Genomic DNA, 15,196 nt, shown 5'->3' on the forward strand with positions numbered 1-15,196 from the left:
ACTACTTAAGATAATCAAAAACTACTTCACCAAAACCTAATGTAACATCAGCAATAAAGTGAGAACCTTTGACAATTTCTAAAACAGGTAAATGATGAAGAGCTGCTTGAACATGATTAAATACCTGTAAATCTACAGGTCCAGTCCATGCACCTTTTACAGTTACATCTTTAACATGGTATTTAACAAGTTCACAAATACTAACATCTTTACCATTAACATGCGGTATGGTTTTAAGTAAGAAGTTAGGAGTTTCTTCTAGTGCTTTTTTGATAGCATCTTTATCAAGCTCTTGATATTTATATCCCATTGTTCCAAAAGCTACATCAACACTGTTATATTTTACCGTACCTAGTAACGTATCAGAATCTACTGTAAGAGTAGGGTGGGCATATTTCTTTGGGAAGCCCCATATTTCACGACCAGCTGCAATTGACGGTAAATTATCCAGCAGCATAATGTGGGAGTATAAGCCTTTCTTACCCTCAAACTCAACTTCGATAAGTTGACCAGCTTCATTAAAGCTACCAAAACCATTTGCATCATGCATTTTCATGAATTCAAATTTTACTAGGCCAGTCGGTTTAAGAGGCTCTGGTACATATTTTTTTAGTACTTCTATATCTGCTATATAGTCGATTATGAAATATTCTCTATTCGTGAATTTATAAGCTATTCTATTTGCTGTAGGCGATACTAGTGGCATCGAAAAAACATTTTTTTTAACATCTTCTATTTTCATTTAGATCTCCAGAATTGTTTTTGTTCCAGTTAACATTATAAGCTTTAATATTTTTTTTAGTAATAGTAATAACTCAAAGATGCTTGATTAAAAGCATATTTACTATTTTTTTGAATTAAAAATACTCTATAAAAATATCTATTTAATAGTATAACGTTGAATTATGTATTATATTTGATAAAAGTAAGCTTTTGATTATCTTATGCTTTTATTAAGTGGTAATTTAAGGCTATAGGTTTATACTTAGAAATTTTTTGAGGCAAATTTTATGAAAAAAAATTACTTAATAGTATCTGTGGTGATGATTGGCTTTTTTGCTGTATCATTTGTGACTAATATTTTAGGACCTATAATCCCAGATGCAACTAATGATCTGCATTTGACACTTTCGCAAGCTGGAGTTTTACCGTTTGCATTTTTTATAGCTTACATTATTTCAATTCCTGCAGGCTATGCGCTAGAGAAATATGGATCTAAGAAGATGATCTTATTTGCCTTTTTATTGGGTTCTTTGGGTTCAATTTTATTCTGTCTAAAAGTTAGCTATCTCACTTATATCGTAAGTTTATTTACAGTTGGTACAGCTGCTGCGATATTGCAAGTTGCTTTTTGGCCTCTATTAAGAGTTGCTGGTGGTGAGGAAAATTACTCATTTTTCTCTGTATTACAGCAAGTATTTTTTGGAGGGGCATCATTTGTTAGTCCATTTGTACTATCGTATCTAGTTATGAATCTTCCATATTCTGGAGATAGTAATTATTTTTTACTATTTTTTAATAAGTTAACAGGAACAAACTTTAGTTGGGTTGCTATTTATTGGTTTAATGCAATTGTAATGTTTTTGCTAGTAATATTTATTGCTTTAATTAAGTTTCCAAAAGTTGAGTTGAAGGAAGATGAGAAATTAGAGGGTTTTGCTACTGTATTACATCTTTTAAAGAATAAAGTCGTAATAATATATTTTTTGGCGATCTTTGCTTATGTTGGTCAAGAACAAGGAATTAGTGTCTGGATTTCTAAATTCTTGAGTGACTATCATGGCTTTAATACCGAAACTGTAGGCAATACTACAGTAGCATTATTCTGGATCATGCAATGTGTTGGCGGTATTTTAGGTATAGTTTTATTGAAACTATATAATGTCAAAAATATTTTGAAAGTATTTCTAATCTTACAACTAATATCATTGTCTCTAGCATTGTTTGGATCGGCTACTATGGCTTTGATATTTTTCCCTATTTGTGGTTTTTTGACATCGATAATGTATGGAGGAGTTTTCTCATTAGGAATGAATTCTCTAAAATCACATCATGGAACAGTATCAGGAATATTCTGTACGGGAATAATCGGTGGTGCTATAGTGCCATTAGTGGTTGGTAATATTGGAGATATCTTAGGCTTAAGAATAGGAATGTGTTTTGTATATCTAACTATAATATATATTTTATATGTAGCTATAACAGCTAAGCCATTAATTGATAATAAAACTATAAAACTAACAGAATTATTTAAAAAATAAGTTGAAGTGATATGAGTAAAAAAATTCAAATTAAGAATAGAACTGTGGTTGGTGTTGATATCGGTGGCACCAAAGTGAATGCTGGTAGAGTATGTGGAGAAAATTTATTAGATTCTTACTTGAGTAAAATTCCACCAGATGCAGAACATAATGCTCAATCTGTTATTGATGTTGTTATAAATACAATAGCAAAAGTTTTTACCTCTGAAGTAGAAGGTATTGGCGTTGGTATTCCTAGCGTTGCAGATCGAGAAAAGGGAATTATATATGATGTGCAAAATATCAAATCATGGCAGGAAATTCATCTAAAGGAAATACTAGAGGCAAAGTTTAAAGTACCCGTTTTTATAGATAATGATGCTAATTGTTTTGCTATAGGTCAAAGACTATATGGTAAGGGCAAAGAGTATGAAAATTTCGTTGGTATTACAATAGGCACTGGTATTGGTGGAGGTATTATCAATAAAGGCTCTTTACTAAAAGACTCCAATTGTGGTGCTGGAGAATTTGGTATGTTGCCATATTTAGATGGAATCTTGGAGGATTATTGTAGTGGTCAATTCTTTATAAAAAAGATAGGTATTGAAGGTGTTGAAATCCTTAAGCGTGCAAGAAATAATGATAAAGATGCTCTAGACATCTATAAGCAATTCGGTAAACATCTTGGAGTTGCAATAAAGTCTATTATGTATACTTTAGATCCGGAGGTGATAATAATTGCAGGATCAATAATGTCAGCTAGAGAATATTTTGAAAAAGCAATGTGGGAAGAGATTAAAACATTTGCCTTTACTCAGTCGGCTAAAAAAATTAAAATAGAATGGTCAGAAACCGAAGGTGATTTTCAGGTTTTTGGTGCGGCAGCTGTTTATTTGGATAGAAGTAGCAATTTATGATTTTGTTAAAAGAGCAAGGCTAAATGAACAAAACTCAACAACAAATATTAACCTTTTTAGATGATGAAAAATATGTAAGTGGTGAAGATATTGCTCAAAAGTTAGGTATATCAAGAGCAGCAATTTCAAAAAATATCAAAGCACTTAAAGACAACTATCAAATAATAGTATCTTCTAACTCAAGAGTTGGATATCGACTCCAAGAAAAATTAGATCTAATAAAGGTTGATGAACTAGCTAAAGTTTTTAATAATATAAATTATTTTTATTCTATAGACTCAACATCTAAATATGCAATAGAAAATCAAGCTAAGTATAGTGAGAATGCAATTTTTATCTCAGAATTTCAAACAGATGGATTTGGACGATTTAAACGTAAATGGATTTCACCATTTGGTAAAAATATCTATTGTACTATGCTTGAAATAGTTGAGCTAGACATATCGAAACTTAATGGATTATCCTTAGTTGTAGGAATCAGTATTGCTAGAGTTCTAAAAAATATTAACTTAGATGCTAAATTAAAATGGCCCAATGATATCTATGTAGATGATAAAAAGATTGCTGGCATTATTATAAATGTTAGTGCTGAAATTAATGGTAGAGCAAAGCTATTCATAGGGTTTGGTATAAATGTTAATATGCAATATAATGAACAAATCTCCAAAAATTGGACATCAATAAAACTACAATCGCAACGCCATGCAAATCGAACTAACTTAACTATACAAATTATTAAAGCTATTAAAGAAGATTTAGCAGTTTTCATTAATAAAGGTTTTACATATTTTAAAAATGGATTTGAATCACTTAACTATCTAAAAGATAAAGAGTTTTCGTTGGCTTTAGCTGATAAAACTTATAATAACTGTAGTTATGTTGACCTAGCAAATAATGGAGAAATTCTTATTAAGAATAGCGAAGGGAATTATTCATTTTCTTCTGGAGATATTAGCATTCTAGATAAATCTATAAAGTCTAAATAATCAGCATTTTGAGAAATTTTTGCACTACACTTGTATCCTGATAACACTTCTATAGTATCTATTTGTTTATGAATATATTTAATATTTGAGTCATTACAATTAGCAATCCAACCAGCTAATTTAATATTATGACGACTTAATTCATTTATAGTCAGTAAGGTATGGTTTATGCAACCAACTTTTATAGCCGATACTAGTAGTACTGGTATTTGTAGAGCCTTTATTAGATCAAATTGTGTAGCATCATCTGAGTAAGGAGTTAATAATCCTCCTGCACCCTCAATAAAGAGAATATCTAAATCTCGAATATACTTATCTTCAATAAATTGCTTAAGATTTTCAATTGAAATATCTACTTTTGATTTTGTTGCTACTATGTGTGGAGCTACAGCTTCATTAAATGAAATTAGGTTTATTTCATCTGCTGTAAATTTATTCTTATAAGCATTTAGAATACTCTCTACATCTTCACACAGTTCTGAAAATTGACTTTGTCCAGATGCTACAGGTTTCAAACAAAGTGATTTAATATTCTCATGTTCACAAGCCTCAATCAGTTTAGTTGATATATATGTTTTTCCTACTTCAGTATCAGTACCAATTATAAAAAACTTTTTCATAAACTATTCCTTAAAACATATAAATAAACCAATATGATAACTAAGGTTTATACGGTCAGTATTTGTAAGAAACTTTTTGATATTTGAAAAGTTAGGTTTATTATTGCTTCCTGTATACGTATTAACTCCCGTAGATTTTAGGTGATTTGTTAGCTCTTTAAAGTTATTAAATCTAATATCTAAATATAAATCTTCATGATGTAGGCAGTTTAAGTTAGATTTTCTGATAAAGTCTAAAATATTAGAACTACTGTGCATTTTATTTATTCTTAGTATGTCTTTTACCTGATGAAAATTGTTATCTAAAACAGTACTAAAGGCTAAAATTGCACGATTATTTAATTTTTTTGCCAGATTTTTAATTAATGATTCTATGTCTTGGCTCCATTGGAACGACATATTTGAAAATATTAAATCATAGCTATTTTTAAGTAGACGTAGATCTGTATCAAAATTAAGTTTTAGCGTGTTTATATTTGTATGCTTGGAGCCTTTCGGTAAAGCAATATCACAAGCATCTATTTGCTTTGCTGAAAATATTCTATCAAGTTCTAATGGCTCTGATAAGTCACGCACTCCTAAATTTAGAATATTATTAGTATGATTGTAGCTTACAAGTCTTGAGTAGTTTAGAGTTTGCTCTAAAAGTAATTGGCGTATTTGATTTTGAATAGTTGAGTTTTTAGAGTAATCTGTAGCTTTTGCAAAGTTACTTTTAACTTGATCATATATGTTCATATTTGACCTCTTTTGAGATAATTTCTAAAGCCTGATGAATTTGGTCAAAGGTATTATTACTATGTAGTGAAAACCTCAATATAGCTTGATCTTTAGGTACTGTAGGATATCTAAAACAAGACACTATTATTTTATTTTCAAAGAGTTTATCCTTTAATCTAATCGCTAGATTAGCATCATTTAGTTGGATACTTCTAATAGGTGATAAATCTTTAGACACTAGTTTAAAATCTTTGTCATCACATAACTCATTAAAAAAAGCGATATTTTTTTGAAGTTTTGCTCGATTATCATTAGCCTTTTCAAGGTTTTTTAGTTGTATCAAAGCAGCTTTTAATATCATTGGTGGTAATGCTGTTGTATAGATATAATTACGTGCGAATTGTATTAGGTATTCTGCAATTGCTTCTGTAGTACAAACTACAGCACCGACTCCACCAAATGCTTTACCAAGAGGAAAAATACAGATTGGACAATTTTTATAACTTATTTGAAAGTTGTTGATTGCGCCACGACCATTTTTACCTAAAATCCCAAAACTATGAGCTTCATCAGCTATTAGCTTTTCTGGTGTGATTTTAGCTAATTTATCAAGTTGAGTAATAGATCCTGAGGTACTAAAAACTCCTTCTGTAGTTGTGAAGCTCTTGCCATCATATATATCTTGAAGTTGATTTAATTGTTGGTGTTTATACCTTTTTAGTTTGGCTTGTGAAAGTTTGATTCCGTCAATAATAGACGCATGGATATACTTATCTGCAAAGATACTATCATGCTTACTAAATAGTGTTGAATAAATTGCTAAATTTGCCATAAACCCTGAACTAAAAAATATAGCTCTAGGATAATTAACAAACTTTGCAAACTCATATTCAAATTGCTGTGTCTCATCAGTGTAACCACAGACTATATTAGACCCTTTACTACCAAAACCATACTTATCAAAACCAGTTACTATGGCATCTTTAAGATTGTGTGCTGATGATAGGTTTAAATAATCGCTAGTTGTAAAGTCAATAGTAGAATCATCCTTTATAAAAGGAGTTAACTCTCTTAATAAATTATCCTTTTGATATTGAGTATACTTATCTTGTAGGTTTAACATAATTCGACATTTGATTCTAAGCCGAGCTTAGCTAATAAAAAATTATCAGAATTAACAGTAGCATTATTCTCTGTTAATAGCTTATTACCATAAAATATTGAGTTAATGCCAGCAAGAAAACATAACGTTTGAGTTTCTAAAGACATATTTTCTCTACCTGCTGATAATCTCAAGCGTGCTTGAGGAAATAGTATTCTTGTAGTTGCTATAAATCTTACTAATTCAAAACTATCAATTTGAGCATCTGTATACTTATCTCCTAGAGGAGTTCCTTTAACTGGTATTAATGTATTGATAGGGATACTTTTTGGAGCAGCAGGTAGCTGTAATAACTCAAGTAATAAATTAAATCTATCATCTAGAGATTCACCCATACCTAATATACCACCACAGCAGACATTTATATCAGCGTTAGCAACGTTTCTAATAGTTTCAATTCTTTCTTCAAATTTGCGTGTGGTAATTATTTCCGGATAAAATTCTCTTGAAGTATCAAGATTATGATTGTAGTAATCTAATCCTGCTTCTTTTAATTTAGTAGCCTCCTCAGCGTTGATACTTCCAAGAGTTACACATGTTTCTAAGCCAAGATTTTTGACTTCAGTAATGATCTCAGCTACTTGATCGAAGTCTTTTTTGGGAATGTGCTTCCAAGCAGCACCCATACAGAATCTTTTCGATCCTGCACCTTTCGCATTTTTTGCTTCTGCCAATATACTATCTTTATCTAATAGTTTATGCTTTTCGATACTAGTATTGTAATGGCCACTTTGAGGACAATATTTACAGTCTTCTGGGCAAGTACCAGTTTTGATACTTTTTAATGAGCATAACTCAATATCATTACCAAAGTTTTTATTATGAATTTCTAAGGCTTGTAAAATTAATTCTGTTAATGGTCTTGAGTAAATTTCTTTGATTTGTTCTAATGTCATTTTTTATAAAAAATTGTTTTAAAGTTGTAAAGTATTTTATATCTTGTGTACAATTTATGTCAACTTAATATTTTACAAAAGGTTTACAATATGTATAGCTCAAATATATGGCATCCATGTACGCAAATGAAAGACTTTGAAAAATCACCTCCTATGAATGTTTATAGAACTGAAGGGAGATATATCTACACTAAAGATAATAGAAAGCTTTTTGATGTTACATCAAGTTGGTGGTGCAAATCTCTTGGACATAGACACCCATACATAATAGCTAAGCTTAAGACACAACTGGATAAATATGAGCATACAATATTTGCAAATACTACAAATGATGAAATAGATAGTTTTAGTCAAAGAATTTGTAATTTGACAGGTATGGATAAAACTTTATATGCAAGTGATGGGTCTTGTGCTGTAGAAATAGCCTTAAAAATGACAACACATCTTAGAAGTTTTCAAAATCAAACCAAAAAGACTAAGTTTGTTTGTCTTGAAAACTCATATCATGGTGAGACTTTAGCAACTATGAGTGTTAGTGATTGTGGTTTATACTCTGATCCGTATAAGTCATTATTATTTGATAGTTTAAAATTAAAAAATATTCCTTATGTTACTGGCGAAAATGATCCACTATGGTTAAATGCTGAAGTGTATTGGAATAAATCGCAACAATATCTTGAGCAACACAAAGAATTTATTAATGCTTTAATAGTAGAGCCAATTTGCCAAGGTGCTGGAGGGATGTTGATTTATAGCAAAGATTACTTAAATAGACTTTGTAAGTGGTGTAAGGAAAATGATGTTTATATTATTTTTGATGAGATAATGACCGGAGTAGGGCGACTGGGTAAACTTTTTGCTTATGAATATCTTGATATTAAGCCTGATTTTTTGTGTGTATCAAAAGGATTAACCTCTGGGATTATACCTTTTAGTATTGTTTTGACAAAAAATCAATATTACGAAATGTTTTATGATGATGAGTTAACTAAAGCTTTTTTACATTCACATACTCACAGTGGCAATGTTTTAGGTGCTGTAGTAGCAAATGCAGTATTGGATATATTTGAAGAAGACCATATACTTAATAATGTTAAGGATCTTGAAAAACAATTTGGTGAATCTTTTCTTGAGCTACAAGATCAATTGCCCATTATAAAAAATATCAGAGGTATTGGAGCTGTTATAGCAGCAGATTTAAATATTGATAAAAAAAGAGCTGGCTTAGATGTCTATCGAGAAGCTATAAAATTAGGAGCATTATTAAGACCATTAGGAAATACTATCTATTGGCTACCACCACTAAATAGTACAAAACAAGAAATTGAGTTATTAAAGAACGCCACAAGACAGTCTATATTAAATGCATTTAACTAAACTATTTTTTACGATTATTAAAATACTCTCGATCGGCAATATATATAGTTTTGGTTGCTTCAGCATAAATATTATTATCAGTATCTTCATAGCAGACTGGTAAGCTAATTACAGATTTATTTTTAGTTATAACATCTTGCTTTATCTTATTGATAATCTCTTGCGAAAGCAGAAATCTTGCATAAACATGATGCGTAATTGGCCTAAGATAATCAATATTTGCTGATAAATCCCAAACCACATAATCATCACCAAGAATATTACATAACTGCAATGGATAAATTGGGTCTAGTGATGAGTATATAGCTCCACCAAAACCAGTGCCATGATAGTTTTTGGTATTATCTGTTAAATTAAATCTTAGATGTACTTCCAAAAAGTCATTCGAGACAAAAACTATCTCCCCACCAGTTGCAACAAAAGCCGGCAAATCATTAAATTTTTTAATAAGTTCTTCTGATTTCTCACCAGGTTTTTTATCAGTTTTAAAAATTGGAGTCATATATCTAACCAATAATTATCGTTTATTTATAAACTCAATCACTTTGTCTAAAGCTATTTTAGGATTTTCAAATGGAACTACACCGAGTCCTCCTATAAAACCATGATACATCTCGTCATCATAGTGAGCTTCGACATAAGTACCTTGTTGTTTTAGTTTTTCTTCATAAGCATAAATTCCATCTATAAGGATATCATGAGCAGCTGCTACAATTAATGTATCAGGTTGTTTTGTATCTTTATAAAATAATGGGGAGATTGTAGGTTGTCTAAGTTTTTTAGGCTCTGACATGACATTTTCGCCTATATATCCTTTTAGAAAAAGCTCACACCATTCGGTAGTTAGGTGATATTTATATTCATCAAATTTAGTATTGCTATCATATTTAGTATACATATCAACAGCAGGATAAATCAAAATTTGTGCTTTTGGCATATTTTCTTGACGCTCGTGGCATATTATAGTTACAAGATTTCCACCAGCACTATCACCCATTACAAAGATATTTTCAGTAGATAAATTAAACTTAGTAATATTTTCATAAAGCCAGTCATAAGCATATAGTGCATGATTAACAGCTGCAGGATGCTTATGTTCAGGACCTAAGCCATACTCTAACGAGAAAATATTTAAATTTCCTTGATCACATAAATATCTACATACATGATCATAAGTATCTATAGAGCTCAAACACCAACCACCACCATGAATAAAAAGTACAGCTTTATCAGATGCTTTTTTAGGTTTATAATGTCTTAATATAGTATTATTTTCTAGTTTAATATCTTCTTCGATAATATCAGGACGTGGTAAACGTTTAATTTGTGCTATTGAAAGATCTGCAAATATCTTACGCTGATCTCTTAAGTCTAATTTCTTTATTCTTCTTATTTCAGGAGTATCTAATAGTGACTCTAATGCTGGGTGGTATGGCATAATTTTTCCTTACTAAATTTTATGTACTCTTACAATATCAATATTGAGTTTTTCCAATTTTCTCGAAAGTTCTCTTGTAGCACTGTCTAAAGTACTGATGTGACTATCTTTAGGAACACCTAATACCGATGGTTTACGTGAATGTCCAACTAGTGCTTTTAGATTTAGTTTTTGCTTTATATTAACAATATTTTCTAATAAATATTTTGCAGTATCCGCTTTTTTACCAAAACCAAAGCCTACATCAAAATATATATTTTGTTGCTCTACACTATGATTTAGGAGAATTTGTTTTTTGTTTTCAATAAACTCACACACGCTATTTATAGCATCTTCTTTATCTAAATATTGGTTTCTATCAGTGATGCCTAAATTATGAGTTATTACATATTTCTTTTTATATTTAGCTATAAGTTGGGCTTTTTTCTCAATATCATTACATTCAACATCATTTATCATCCAGATGATATCATTATGTTTCTCTAGCACTTTGCTCATGACTTCAAATCTACGTGTATCAATACTTACAAGAGGTCTATAGCTTAAATTATTAAGTTGTTCTTTAAGATATTCTAAGAACTCATCTAATTTATTAAACTCTTCATCAATACTAGTAGCAGTAGCGTCTGGTTTAGTCGATTCAGCACCAATATCAATAATTTCAGCACCATTTTTTATTAGCTCAATAAAATTTGATTTACGCTGAGTATCATCAAAACCACCATCTGAGAAAGACTGATCTGACAAGTTAACTATGCCCATACGCATTGTATTTGATAGTGTTTGATTAAGCTTCTCAATTGGTTCTAATTCCTTAAGTTTAATATTTAGATCTTTTTCTATTTGGATTGGGTGATTCCAACCTTTAGATAATTCTAATAATGGTGCTAGAGCAAAATTGCGATTGAGTAGTTCCTTATGTGGAATTGTAAGTTTATCTGTTTCTAAAAACAGATCTTCAGCAGCAAGAATATCTAAATCAATAAGTCTAGGAGACCAAATCGGAGCATCAAGATCTCTACCAATTTTTTCTTCTATATTTTTTAAAACTATCAACAAATCTTGAGGTTTGAGAGAAGTACTAATCTTAACAGCAGTATTCAAAAATGTAATATCCCATTCTTTAGGAGCATTTTCTTTAAGTAATGCTTTACTACTGTATAAGCTAGCTTTTCTAATAATTCTTATACTTTGGTGTGATGCTAGAGCATCTAACGCAAGATGAATATTCTCGATAGTGAAACCAATATTTGTTCCAATTCCTATAATATATTGCACATTAATTCCTAATAATAAAAGAAGCAGAACCTATCTGTGAAACTGGGGGCTTTTTATTAAGTTTCAAGTATTTGATTGTTATATCCCTATGTTTTTCTCCGATAAACAGATAAATTTGCTTAGCTAAGTACTCTATAAGATTACAGCTAATGTTATCACAAAAGCGTTGAATATTATTTCTCAAAGTATAATAACAAATAGTTTCTTCAAGATTATCAGAATTACTTGCATTATAGTTTTGACTAAATTCAAGTTCTAAGTCTAGAGTTATCATTTGTTTGTGAGATCTTTCCTCTTCAGAGCAACCAAGACTTACATATATTTCCATATCAGATAAAAACAGAGATTGTTTCATTTTGTTAGATAAATTAGAGTAAATTTTGTTATTTAATATATCATATTGGCAAATGCTTAGATAATTTATTGTCCGCAAATATGCACCAACTTAGAGATTTTTTAGCAAATATAGAGAAATATGATAGAAATACTTATATATATTTTGATGACACAAGATATAGCCATTACGAGATTTTACAAAAGTCATATAGTTTTGCTAGATTCTTAGAATCTTTTGGTTATAGAAAAATATACTCAAATCTAAAAAATTCGCCATTATCTGTAAGCTTGTATATAGCTAGTTGGATAGCAAATATAGATATTTTTGTACCGATCAATCCAAGATTAGTTGATAATGAGCTAGCAGCGATAATTGAAGATGATAGTCTATTTATCACAGATAAAATATCTAGCCTTGAAGTAAATAAATTATATATAGAAAATTCGACATCATTTTTTGAGAATCTTGGGCATACGCAAGACTATACAATTTACGCTAAAGCTCTAACAGCGCATGTAAGCTCTGGAACAACAGGATTTTATCAAAAGCATCTTCACGATATTAATCAAATAATCAATTATGCTAATGATAGAATTAATGATTTAGGCCTTAAACAAAATGATCACTTATTAGTAGCATTATCAATAAATCATGCTTTTGCTTTTTCTTATCAAATCTTACCAGCATTAGCTATGGGGTTGAGTATAACAATTATCCGTGAATTTGATGCGAGATTAATAGCAGAGATTATTAACCAAAATAATGTAACAGCCTTAGCATTGTTACCGACAATGTATCATTTTCTGTTAGAGCAAAATATCAACAACAATCATAATCTACACTATCTAAGTGTGGCTGGTGATATAGTTAGCGAAAGTTTAGCAGGTCAAGTTGAAAATAAGTTTGGTATACCATTACTAAATGGTTTAGGTATGACCGAGATTTTTGGATATGGTCAAAATGTGTCTACTAAGACGGTTAATAAAGTTAAAATCTTTGCAGATACTCAAGTGAAAATAGTTAAATTCAAAAATAGTGACTATGGTAAAATCTTCATCAAAAATAATATGCTACCTCTAAATATCAAAACTGAGTGGTTAGAAACAGGAGATATAGGTAGTTTTGATGCTCAAAGTTATGAGCTTAGTTTTTATGGGCGTTATAAAGATATAATAATTAAAGGCGGTTCAAATATATCTCCAATTGAGTTAGAAACAGCAATTTTAAAAATACCAAATATTAATAATTGTATAGTTACTTCTAAAAAAGATAAAATATGGGGAGAAACTGTTTGGGCATATTTGGTAGCATCGCAGCAGTACTCTTTAGAGTTTATAAACAACCAGCTAAGTAGTTATATAGCTGAATACAAAAAATTAGATGGAATTATTTATATTGACGAAATTCCAACCACTACAACTGGCAAGACTGATAGAAAAAAACTAAAAGAAATGATTAATCATGAGTAATACCCAATTACCACAATTTGCAATTCTTGAAGATACTTTAACAAATAACCAAAGTTATTATTTTTACAATCCGGTTGCAGAGGTTATAGCTAACGATAAAGAATCACTTGAGTTAGCTTTTGGGCAATTGGAAGAACTGCAACAGCAAGGTTTATATCTAGTTGGATATTTAAGTTATGAAGCCAGTTATTATCTTAATAATAATCTTTATGATTTATGCGATTCTGATTATACTAAATTACTTCATTTTGTTGCTTTCAGTAATTACTCAAATGAAATTCCAGATAGTCTAATTTCAGATAAAAATATAGATCTAATGATAGATAGTCTTAATTTTGCAGATTATCAAAAAAGCTTTGATGAAGTTCAACAAGCACTTATCGATGGTGAAAGCTATCAGATTAATTTAACTAAAAATATCTTAGCTACTACAAGGCTTAGCAGTTATGGTCTATATACTAAACTAAAAGGACAACAGTCAGTTAAGTATGCTGCGTATTTACCATTTTTAAATCCAGATATAATATCAATTTCGCCTGAACTTTTCTTTAAAAAAGAAGCTAGTAATTTACTTGTTAACCCAATGAAAGGCACAGCAAAGTTGACAGGCAATGATTCAGAAGATCAAAAGATATATCAAGAATTATCATCATGTGATAAGAATAGGGCGGAGAATTTAATAATTGTTGATCTTTTGCGTAACGATTTATCAGCTATTGCAAAAACTCATACTGTAAAAGTAGATAAGCTTTTCTCAATAGAGAAGTACAAAAATTTACTACAAATGACTTCACAAATTTCAGCAAAAGTAGATAAACAAATATCTTTTAGAAAGCTTTTAGATGGCTTATTTCCATGTGGTTCGATTACAGGAGCACCTAAAAAACGAACTATGGAACTAATCAAACAAATAGAAAAAGCAAAAAGGGGAGTTTATACCGGAAGCATTGGCTATATTATGCCAAATAATGATATGTGTTTTAATGTTGCTATTCGGACTATTCAAAAATATCGTGATAACTTACAGATTGGTGTAGGTGGTGGTATTACTGTTTATTCAGATGTACAGTCAGAATGGCAAGAAATGAATATCAAGATAAACTTTATACGCCAAATTTATCAGCCAGATTTTTGCTTAATTGAGAGTATTTACTACCATAATAAATTTAAAAATTTAGAGTTACATTTAGAAAGACTTGAAAATTCTGCTAGGCAGTTATTCTTTGATACTAATATTAGCCAGATTAGAGATCAACTATATGACTATGTAGAGCAATTAACTGATGATAAAGAATATAAAATCCGTTTAGAATATCATTATGATAAGTCTATAAATATCGAGCATACTGAAATTAATACCACAAACCAACAAGCTATTAAGCTAATAGTTTGCCCTGAGAAAATAAATTCAGAGAATAAGTTATTTCAGCACAAAACTACACATAGCTCGACACGAGGTTTTTATACTCAAATGCATCACAAATATATTCAAGAAAAAAATTGTGAGCTTATTTATCTTAATGAAAAAGATAATATTACTGAAGCTAGGTTTCATAATATAGTTATTGAGAAAAATGATAAACTTTACACCCCAGAATTAGAAGATGGTGTCTTAGCAGGTGTTGCAAGAAAATCTTTAATTTCTCAAGGCAAACTACAATCCAAAAGCCTAAATTTAAATGATCTAAAAACAGCTAATAAAATATATCTTATCAATAGTGTTAGAGGCTTGATACCAGCGTATTTGGAGATTTAA

Annotated in this window: 15 protein-coding genes; 6 read left to right on the top strand and 9 right to left on the bottom strand. The window is 30.1% G+C overall.

Going from position 1 to position 15,196, the window contains the following annotated elements; all coding sequences use genetic code 11:
* Position 1 precedes the first annotated feature (1 nt).
* The gene (locus ACKTR7_RS00645) at positions 2-742 is read right to left on the bottom strand and encodes an acetoacetate decarboxylase (protein WP_014548278.1); all 741 of its coding nucleotides are present in this window, start codon (positions 740-742) and stop codon (positions 2-4) included.
* Between the two features lie 268 nt (positions 743-1,010).
* Between ACKTR7_RS00645 and ACKTR7_RS00650 the strand changes: the two genes are divergently transcribed.
* Genes ACKTR7_RS00650 through ACKTR7_RS00660 form a run of 3 tightly spaced genes read left to right on the top strand, consistent with a single transcriptional unit; the run spans position 1,011 to position 4,143 of the window.
* Entirely contained in the window at positions 1,011-2,261 is a 1,251-nt protein-coding gene (locus ACKTR7_RS00650; RefSeq protein WP_407876553.1) for a sugar MFS transporter, read from the top strand.
* 11 nt (positions 2,262-2,272) lie between these two features.
* Positions 2,273-3,157, top strand: coding sequence for an ROK family protein (locus ACKTR7_RS00655; protein WP_407876554.1), 885 nt, complete (start codon positions 2,273-2,275; stop codon positions 3,155-3,157).
* A 23-nt stretch (positions 3,158-3,180) separates the two neighbouring features.
* On the top strand, positions 3,181-4,143 hold the full coding sequence (locus ACKTR7_RS00660) for a biotin--[acetyl-CoA-carboxylase] ligase (protein ID WP_407876555.1): 963 nt from the start codon (positions 3,181-3,183) through the stop codon (positions 4,141-4,143).
* Here the strand turns inward: ACKTR7_RS00660 and bioD are convergent.
* The 4 genes from bioD to bioB are packed head-to-tail and all read right to left on the bottom strand — an operon-like array spanning position 4,086 to position 7,541.
* Complete coding sequence (bioD, locus tag ACKTR7_RS00665; RefSeq protein WP_407876556.1) at positions 4,086-4,763, bottom strand: dethiobiotin synthase; 678 nt, start codon at positions 4,761-4,763, stop codon at positions 4,086-4,088. The genes ACKTR7_RS00660 and bioD overlap by 58 nt on opposite strands.
* Positions 4,764-4,766: 3 nt before the next feature.
* Positions 4,767-5,501 (bottom strand): methyltransferase domain-containing protein, encoded by a 735-nt coding sequence (locus ACKTR7_RS00670; protein WP_407876557.1) that lies wholly within the window; start codon positions 5,499-5,501, stop codon positions 4,767-4,769.
* A complete protein-coding gene (locus tag ACKTR7_RS00675) occupies positions 5,488-6,606 on the bottom strand; it encodes an aminotransferase class I/II-fold pyridoxal phosphate-dependent enzyme (protein WP_407876558.1) in 1,119 nt (372 codons plus the stop codon). The genes ACKTR7_RS00670 and ACKTR7_RS00675 overlap by 14 nt, the downstream gene beginning before the upstream one ends.
* Positions 6,600-7,541: a biotin synthase BioB gene (gene bioB / locus ACKTR7_RS00680; RefSeq protein WP_407876559.1), complete on the bottom strand. Its 942-nt coding sequence runs from the start codon at positions 7,539-7,541 to the stop codon at positions 6,600-6,602. The genes ACKTR7_RS00675 and bioB overlap by 7 nt, the downstream gene beginning before the upstream one ends.
* Positions 7,542-7,631: 90 nt before the next feature.
* Between bioB and bioA the strand changes: the two genes are divergently transcribed.
* Positions 7,632-8,918: an adenosylmethionine--8-amino-7-oxononanoate transaminase gene (bioA, locus tag ACKTR7_RS00685; RefSeq protein WP_407876560.1), complete on the top strand. Its 1,287-nt coding sequence runs from the start codon at positions 7,632-7,634 to the stop codon at positions 8,916-8,918.
* A 1-nt stretch (position 8,919) separates the two neighbouring features.
* Here bioA and ACKTR7_RS00690 read toward each other — a convergent pair whose 3' ends face one another.
* The 4 genes from ACKTR7_RS00690 to ACKTR7_RS00705 are packed head-to-tail and all read right to left on the bottom strand — an operon-like array spanning position 8,920 to position 11,989.
* On the bottom strand, positions 8,920-9,420 hold the full coding sequence (locus ACKTR7_RS00690; RefSeq protein ID WP_407876561.1) for a PaaI family thioesterase: 501 nt from the start codon (positions 9,418-9,420) through the stop codon (positions 8,920-8,922).
* A gap of 15 nt (positions 9,421-9,435) precedes the next feature.
* A complete protein-coding gene (gene bioJ / locus ACKTR7_RS00695) occupies positions 9,436-10,356 on the bottom strand; it encodes a pimeloyl-ACP methyl ester esterase BioJ (RefSeq protein WP_407876562.1) in 921 nt (306 codons plus the stop codon).
* 12 nt (positions 10,357-10,368) lie between these two features.
* Positions 10,369-11,634: a dihydropteroate synthase gene (folP, locus tag ACKTR7_RS00700; protein WP_407876563.1), complete on the bottom strand. Its 1,266-nt coding sequence runs from the start codon at positions 11,632-11,634 to the stop codon at positions 10,369-10,371.
* 1 nt (position 11,635) lies between these two features.
* Complete coding sequence (locus ACKTR7_RS00705) at positions 11,636-11,989, bottom strand: dihydroneopterin aldolase (protein WP_407876564.1); 354 nt, start codon at positions 11,987-11,989, stop codon at positions 11,636-11,638.
* Between the two features lie 80 nt (positions 11,990-12,069).
* Here ACKTR7_RS00705 and ACKTR7_RS00710 point away from each other — a divergent pair, with 80 nt between their 5' ends.
* Together ACKTR7_RS00710 and ACKTR7_RS00715 are read left to right on the top strand one after the other, a co-directional pair.
* Positions 12,070-13,440 (top strand): class I adenylate-forming enzyme family protein, encoded by a 1,371-nt coding sequence (locus ACKTR7_RS00710; RefSeq protein WP_407876565.1) that lies wholly within the window; start codon positions 12,070-12,072, stop codon positions 13,438-13,440.
* The gene (locus ACKTR7_RS00715; RefSeq protein ID WP_407876566.1) at positions 13,433-15,196 is read left to right on the top strand and encodes a chorismate-binding protein; all 1,764 of its coding nucleotides are present in this window, start codon (positions 13,433-13,435) and stop codon (positions 15,194-15,196) included. The genes ACKTR7_RS00710 and ACKTR7_RS00715 overlap by 8 nt, the downstream gene beginning before the upstream one ends.

It is taken from the genome of Francisella sciaenopsi, assembly GCF_045862875.1.
In the GTDB taxonomy this organism is placed as follows: Bacteria; Pseudomonadota; Gammaproteobacteria; order Francisellales; family Francisellaceae; genus Francisella; species Francisella sciaenopsi.

Bases quoted from the DNA above. Each gene is read 5' to 3' on its own strand.
- ACKTR7_RS00650 (WP_407876553.1), top strand. From the start codon at position 1,011: ATGAAAAAAAATTACTTAATAGTATCTGTGGTGATGATTGGCTTTTTT.
- ACKTR7_RS00715 (WP_407876566.1), top strand. From the start codon at position 13,433: ATGAGTAATACCCAATTACCACAATTTGCAATTCTTGAAGATACTTTA.
- ACKTR7_RS00670 (WP_407876557.1), bottom strand. From the start codon at position 5,501: ATGAACATATATGATCAAGTTAAAAGTAACTTTGCAAAAGCTACAGAT.
- bioD (WP_407876556.1), bottom strand. From the start codon at position 4,763: ATGAAAAAGTTTTTTATAATTGGTACTGATACTGAAGTAGGAAAAACA.
- ACKTR7_RS00660 (WP_407876555.1), top strand. From the start codon at position 3,181: ATGAACAAAACTCAACAACAAATATTAACCTTTTTAGATGATGAAAAA.
- ACKTR7_RS00705 (WP_407876564.1), bottom strand. From the start codon at position 11,989: ATGAAACAATCTCTGTTTTTATCTGATATGGAAATATATGTAAGTCTT.
- bioA (WP_407876560.1), top strand. From the start codon at position 7,632: ATGTATAGCTCAAATATATGGCATCCATGTACGCAAATGAAAGACTTT.
- ACKTR7_RS00645 (WP_014548278.1), bottom strand. From the start codon at position 742: ATGAAAATAGAAGATGTTAAAAAAAATGTTTTTTCGATGCCACTAGTA.
- ACKTR7_RS00675 (WP_407876558.1), bottom strand. From the start codon at position 6,606: ATGTTAAACCTACAAGATAAGTATACTCAATATCAAAAGGATAATTTA.
- bioB (WP_407876559.1), bottom strand. From the start codon at position 7,541: ATGACATTAGAACAAATCAAAGAAATTTACTCAAGACCATTAACAGAA.
- bioJ (WP_407876562.1), bottom strand. From the start codon at position 10,356: ATGCCATACCACCCAGCATTAGAGTCACTATTAGATACTCCTGAAATA.
- ACKTR7_RS00710 (WP_407876565.1), top strand. From the start codon at position 12,070: ATGCACCAACTTAGAGATTTTTTAGCAAATATAGAGAAATATGATAGA.
- ACKTR7_RS00655 (WP_407876554.1), top strand. From the start codon at position 2,273: ATGAGTAAAAAAATTCAAATTAAGAATAGAACTGTGGTTGGTGTTGAT.
- ACKTR7_RS00690 (WP_407876561.1), bottom strand. From the start codon at position 9,420: ATGACTCCAATTTTTAAAACTGATAAAAAACCTGGTGAGAAATCAGAA.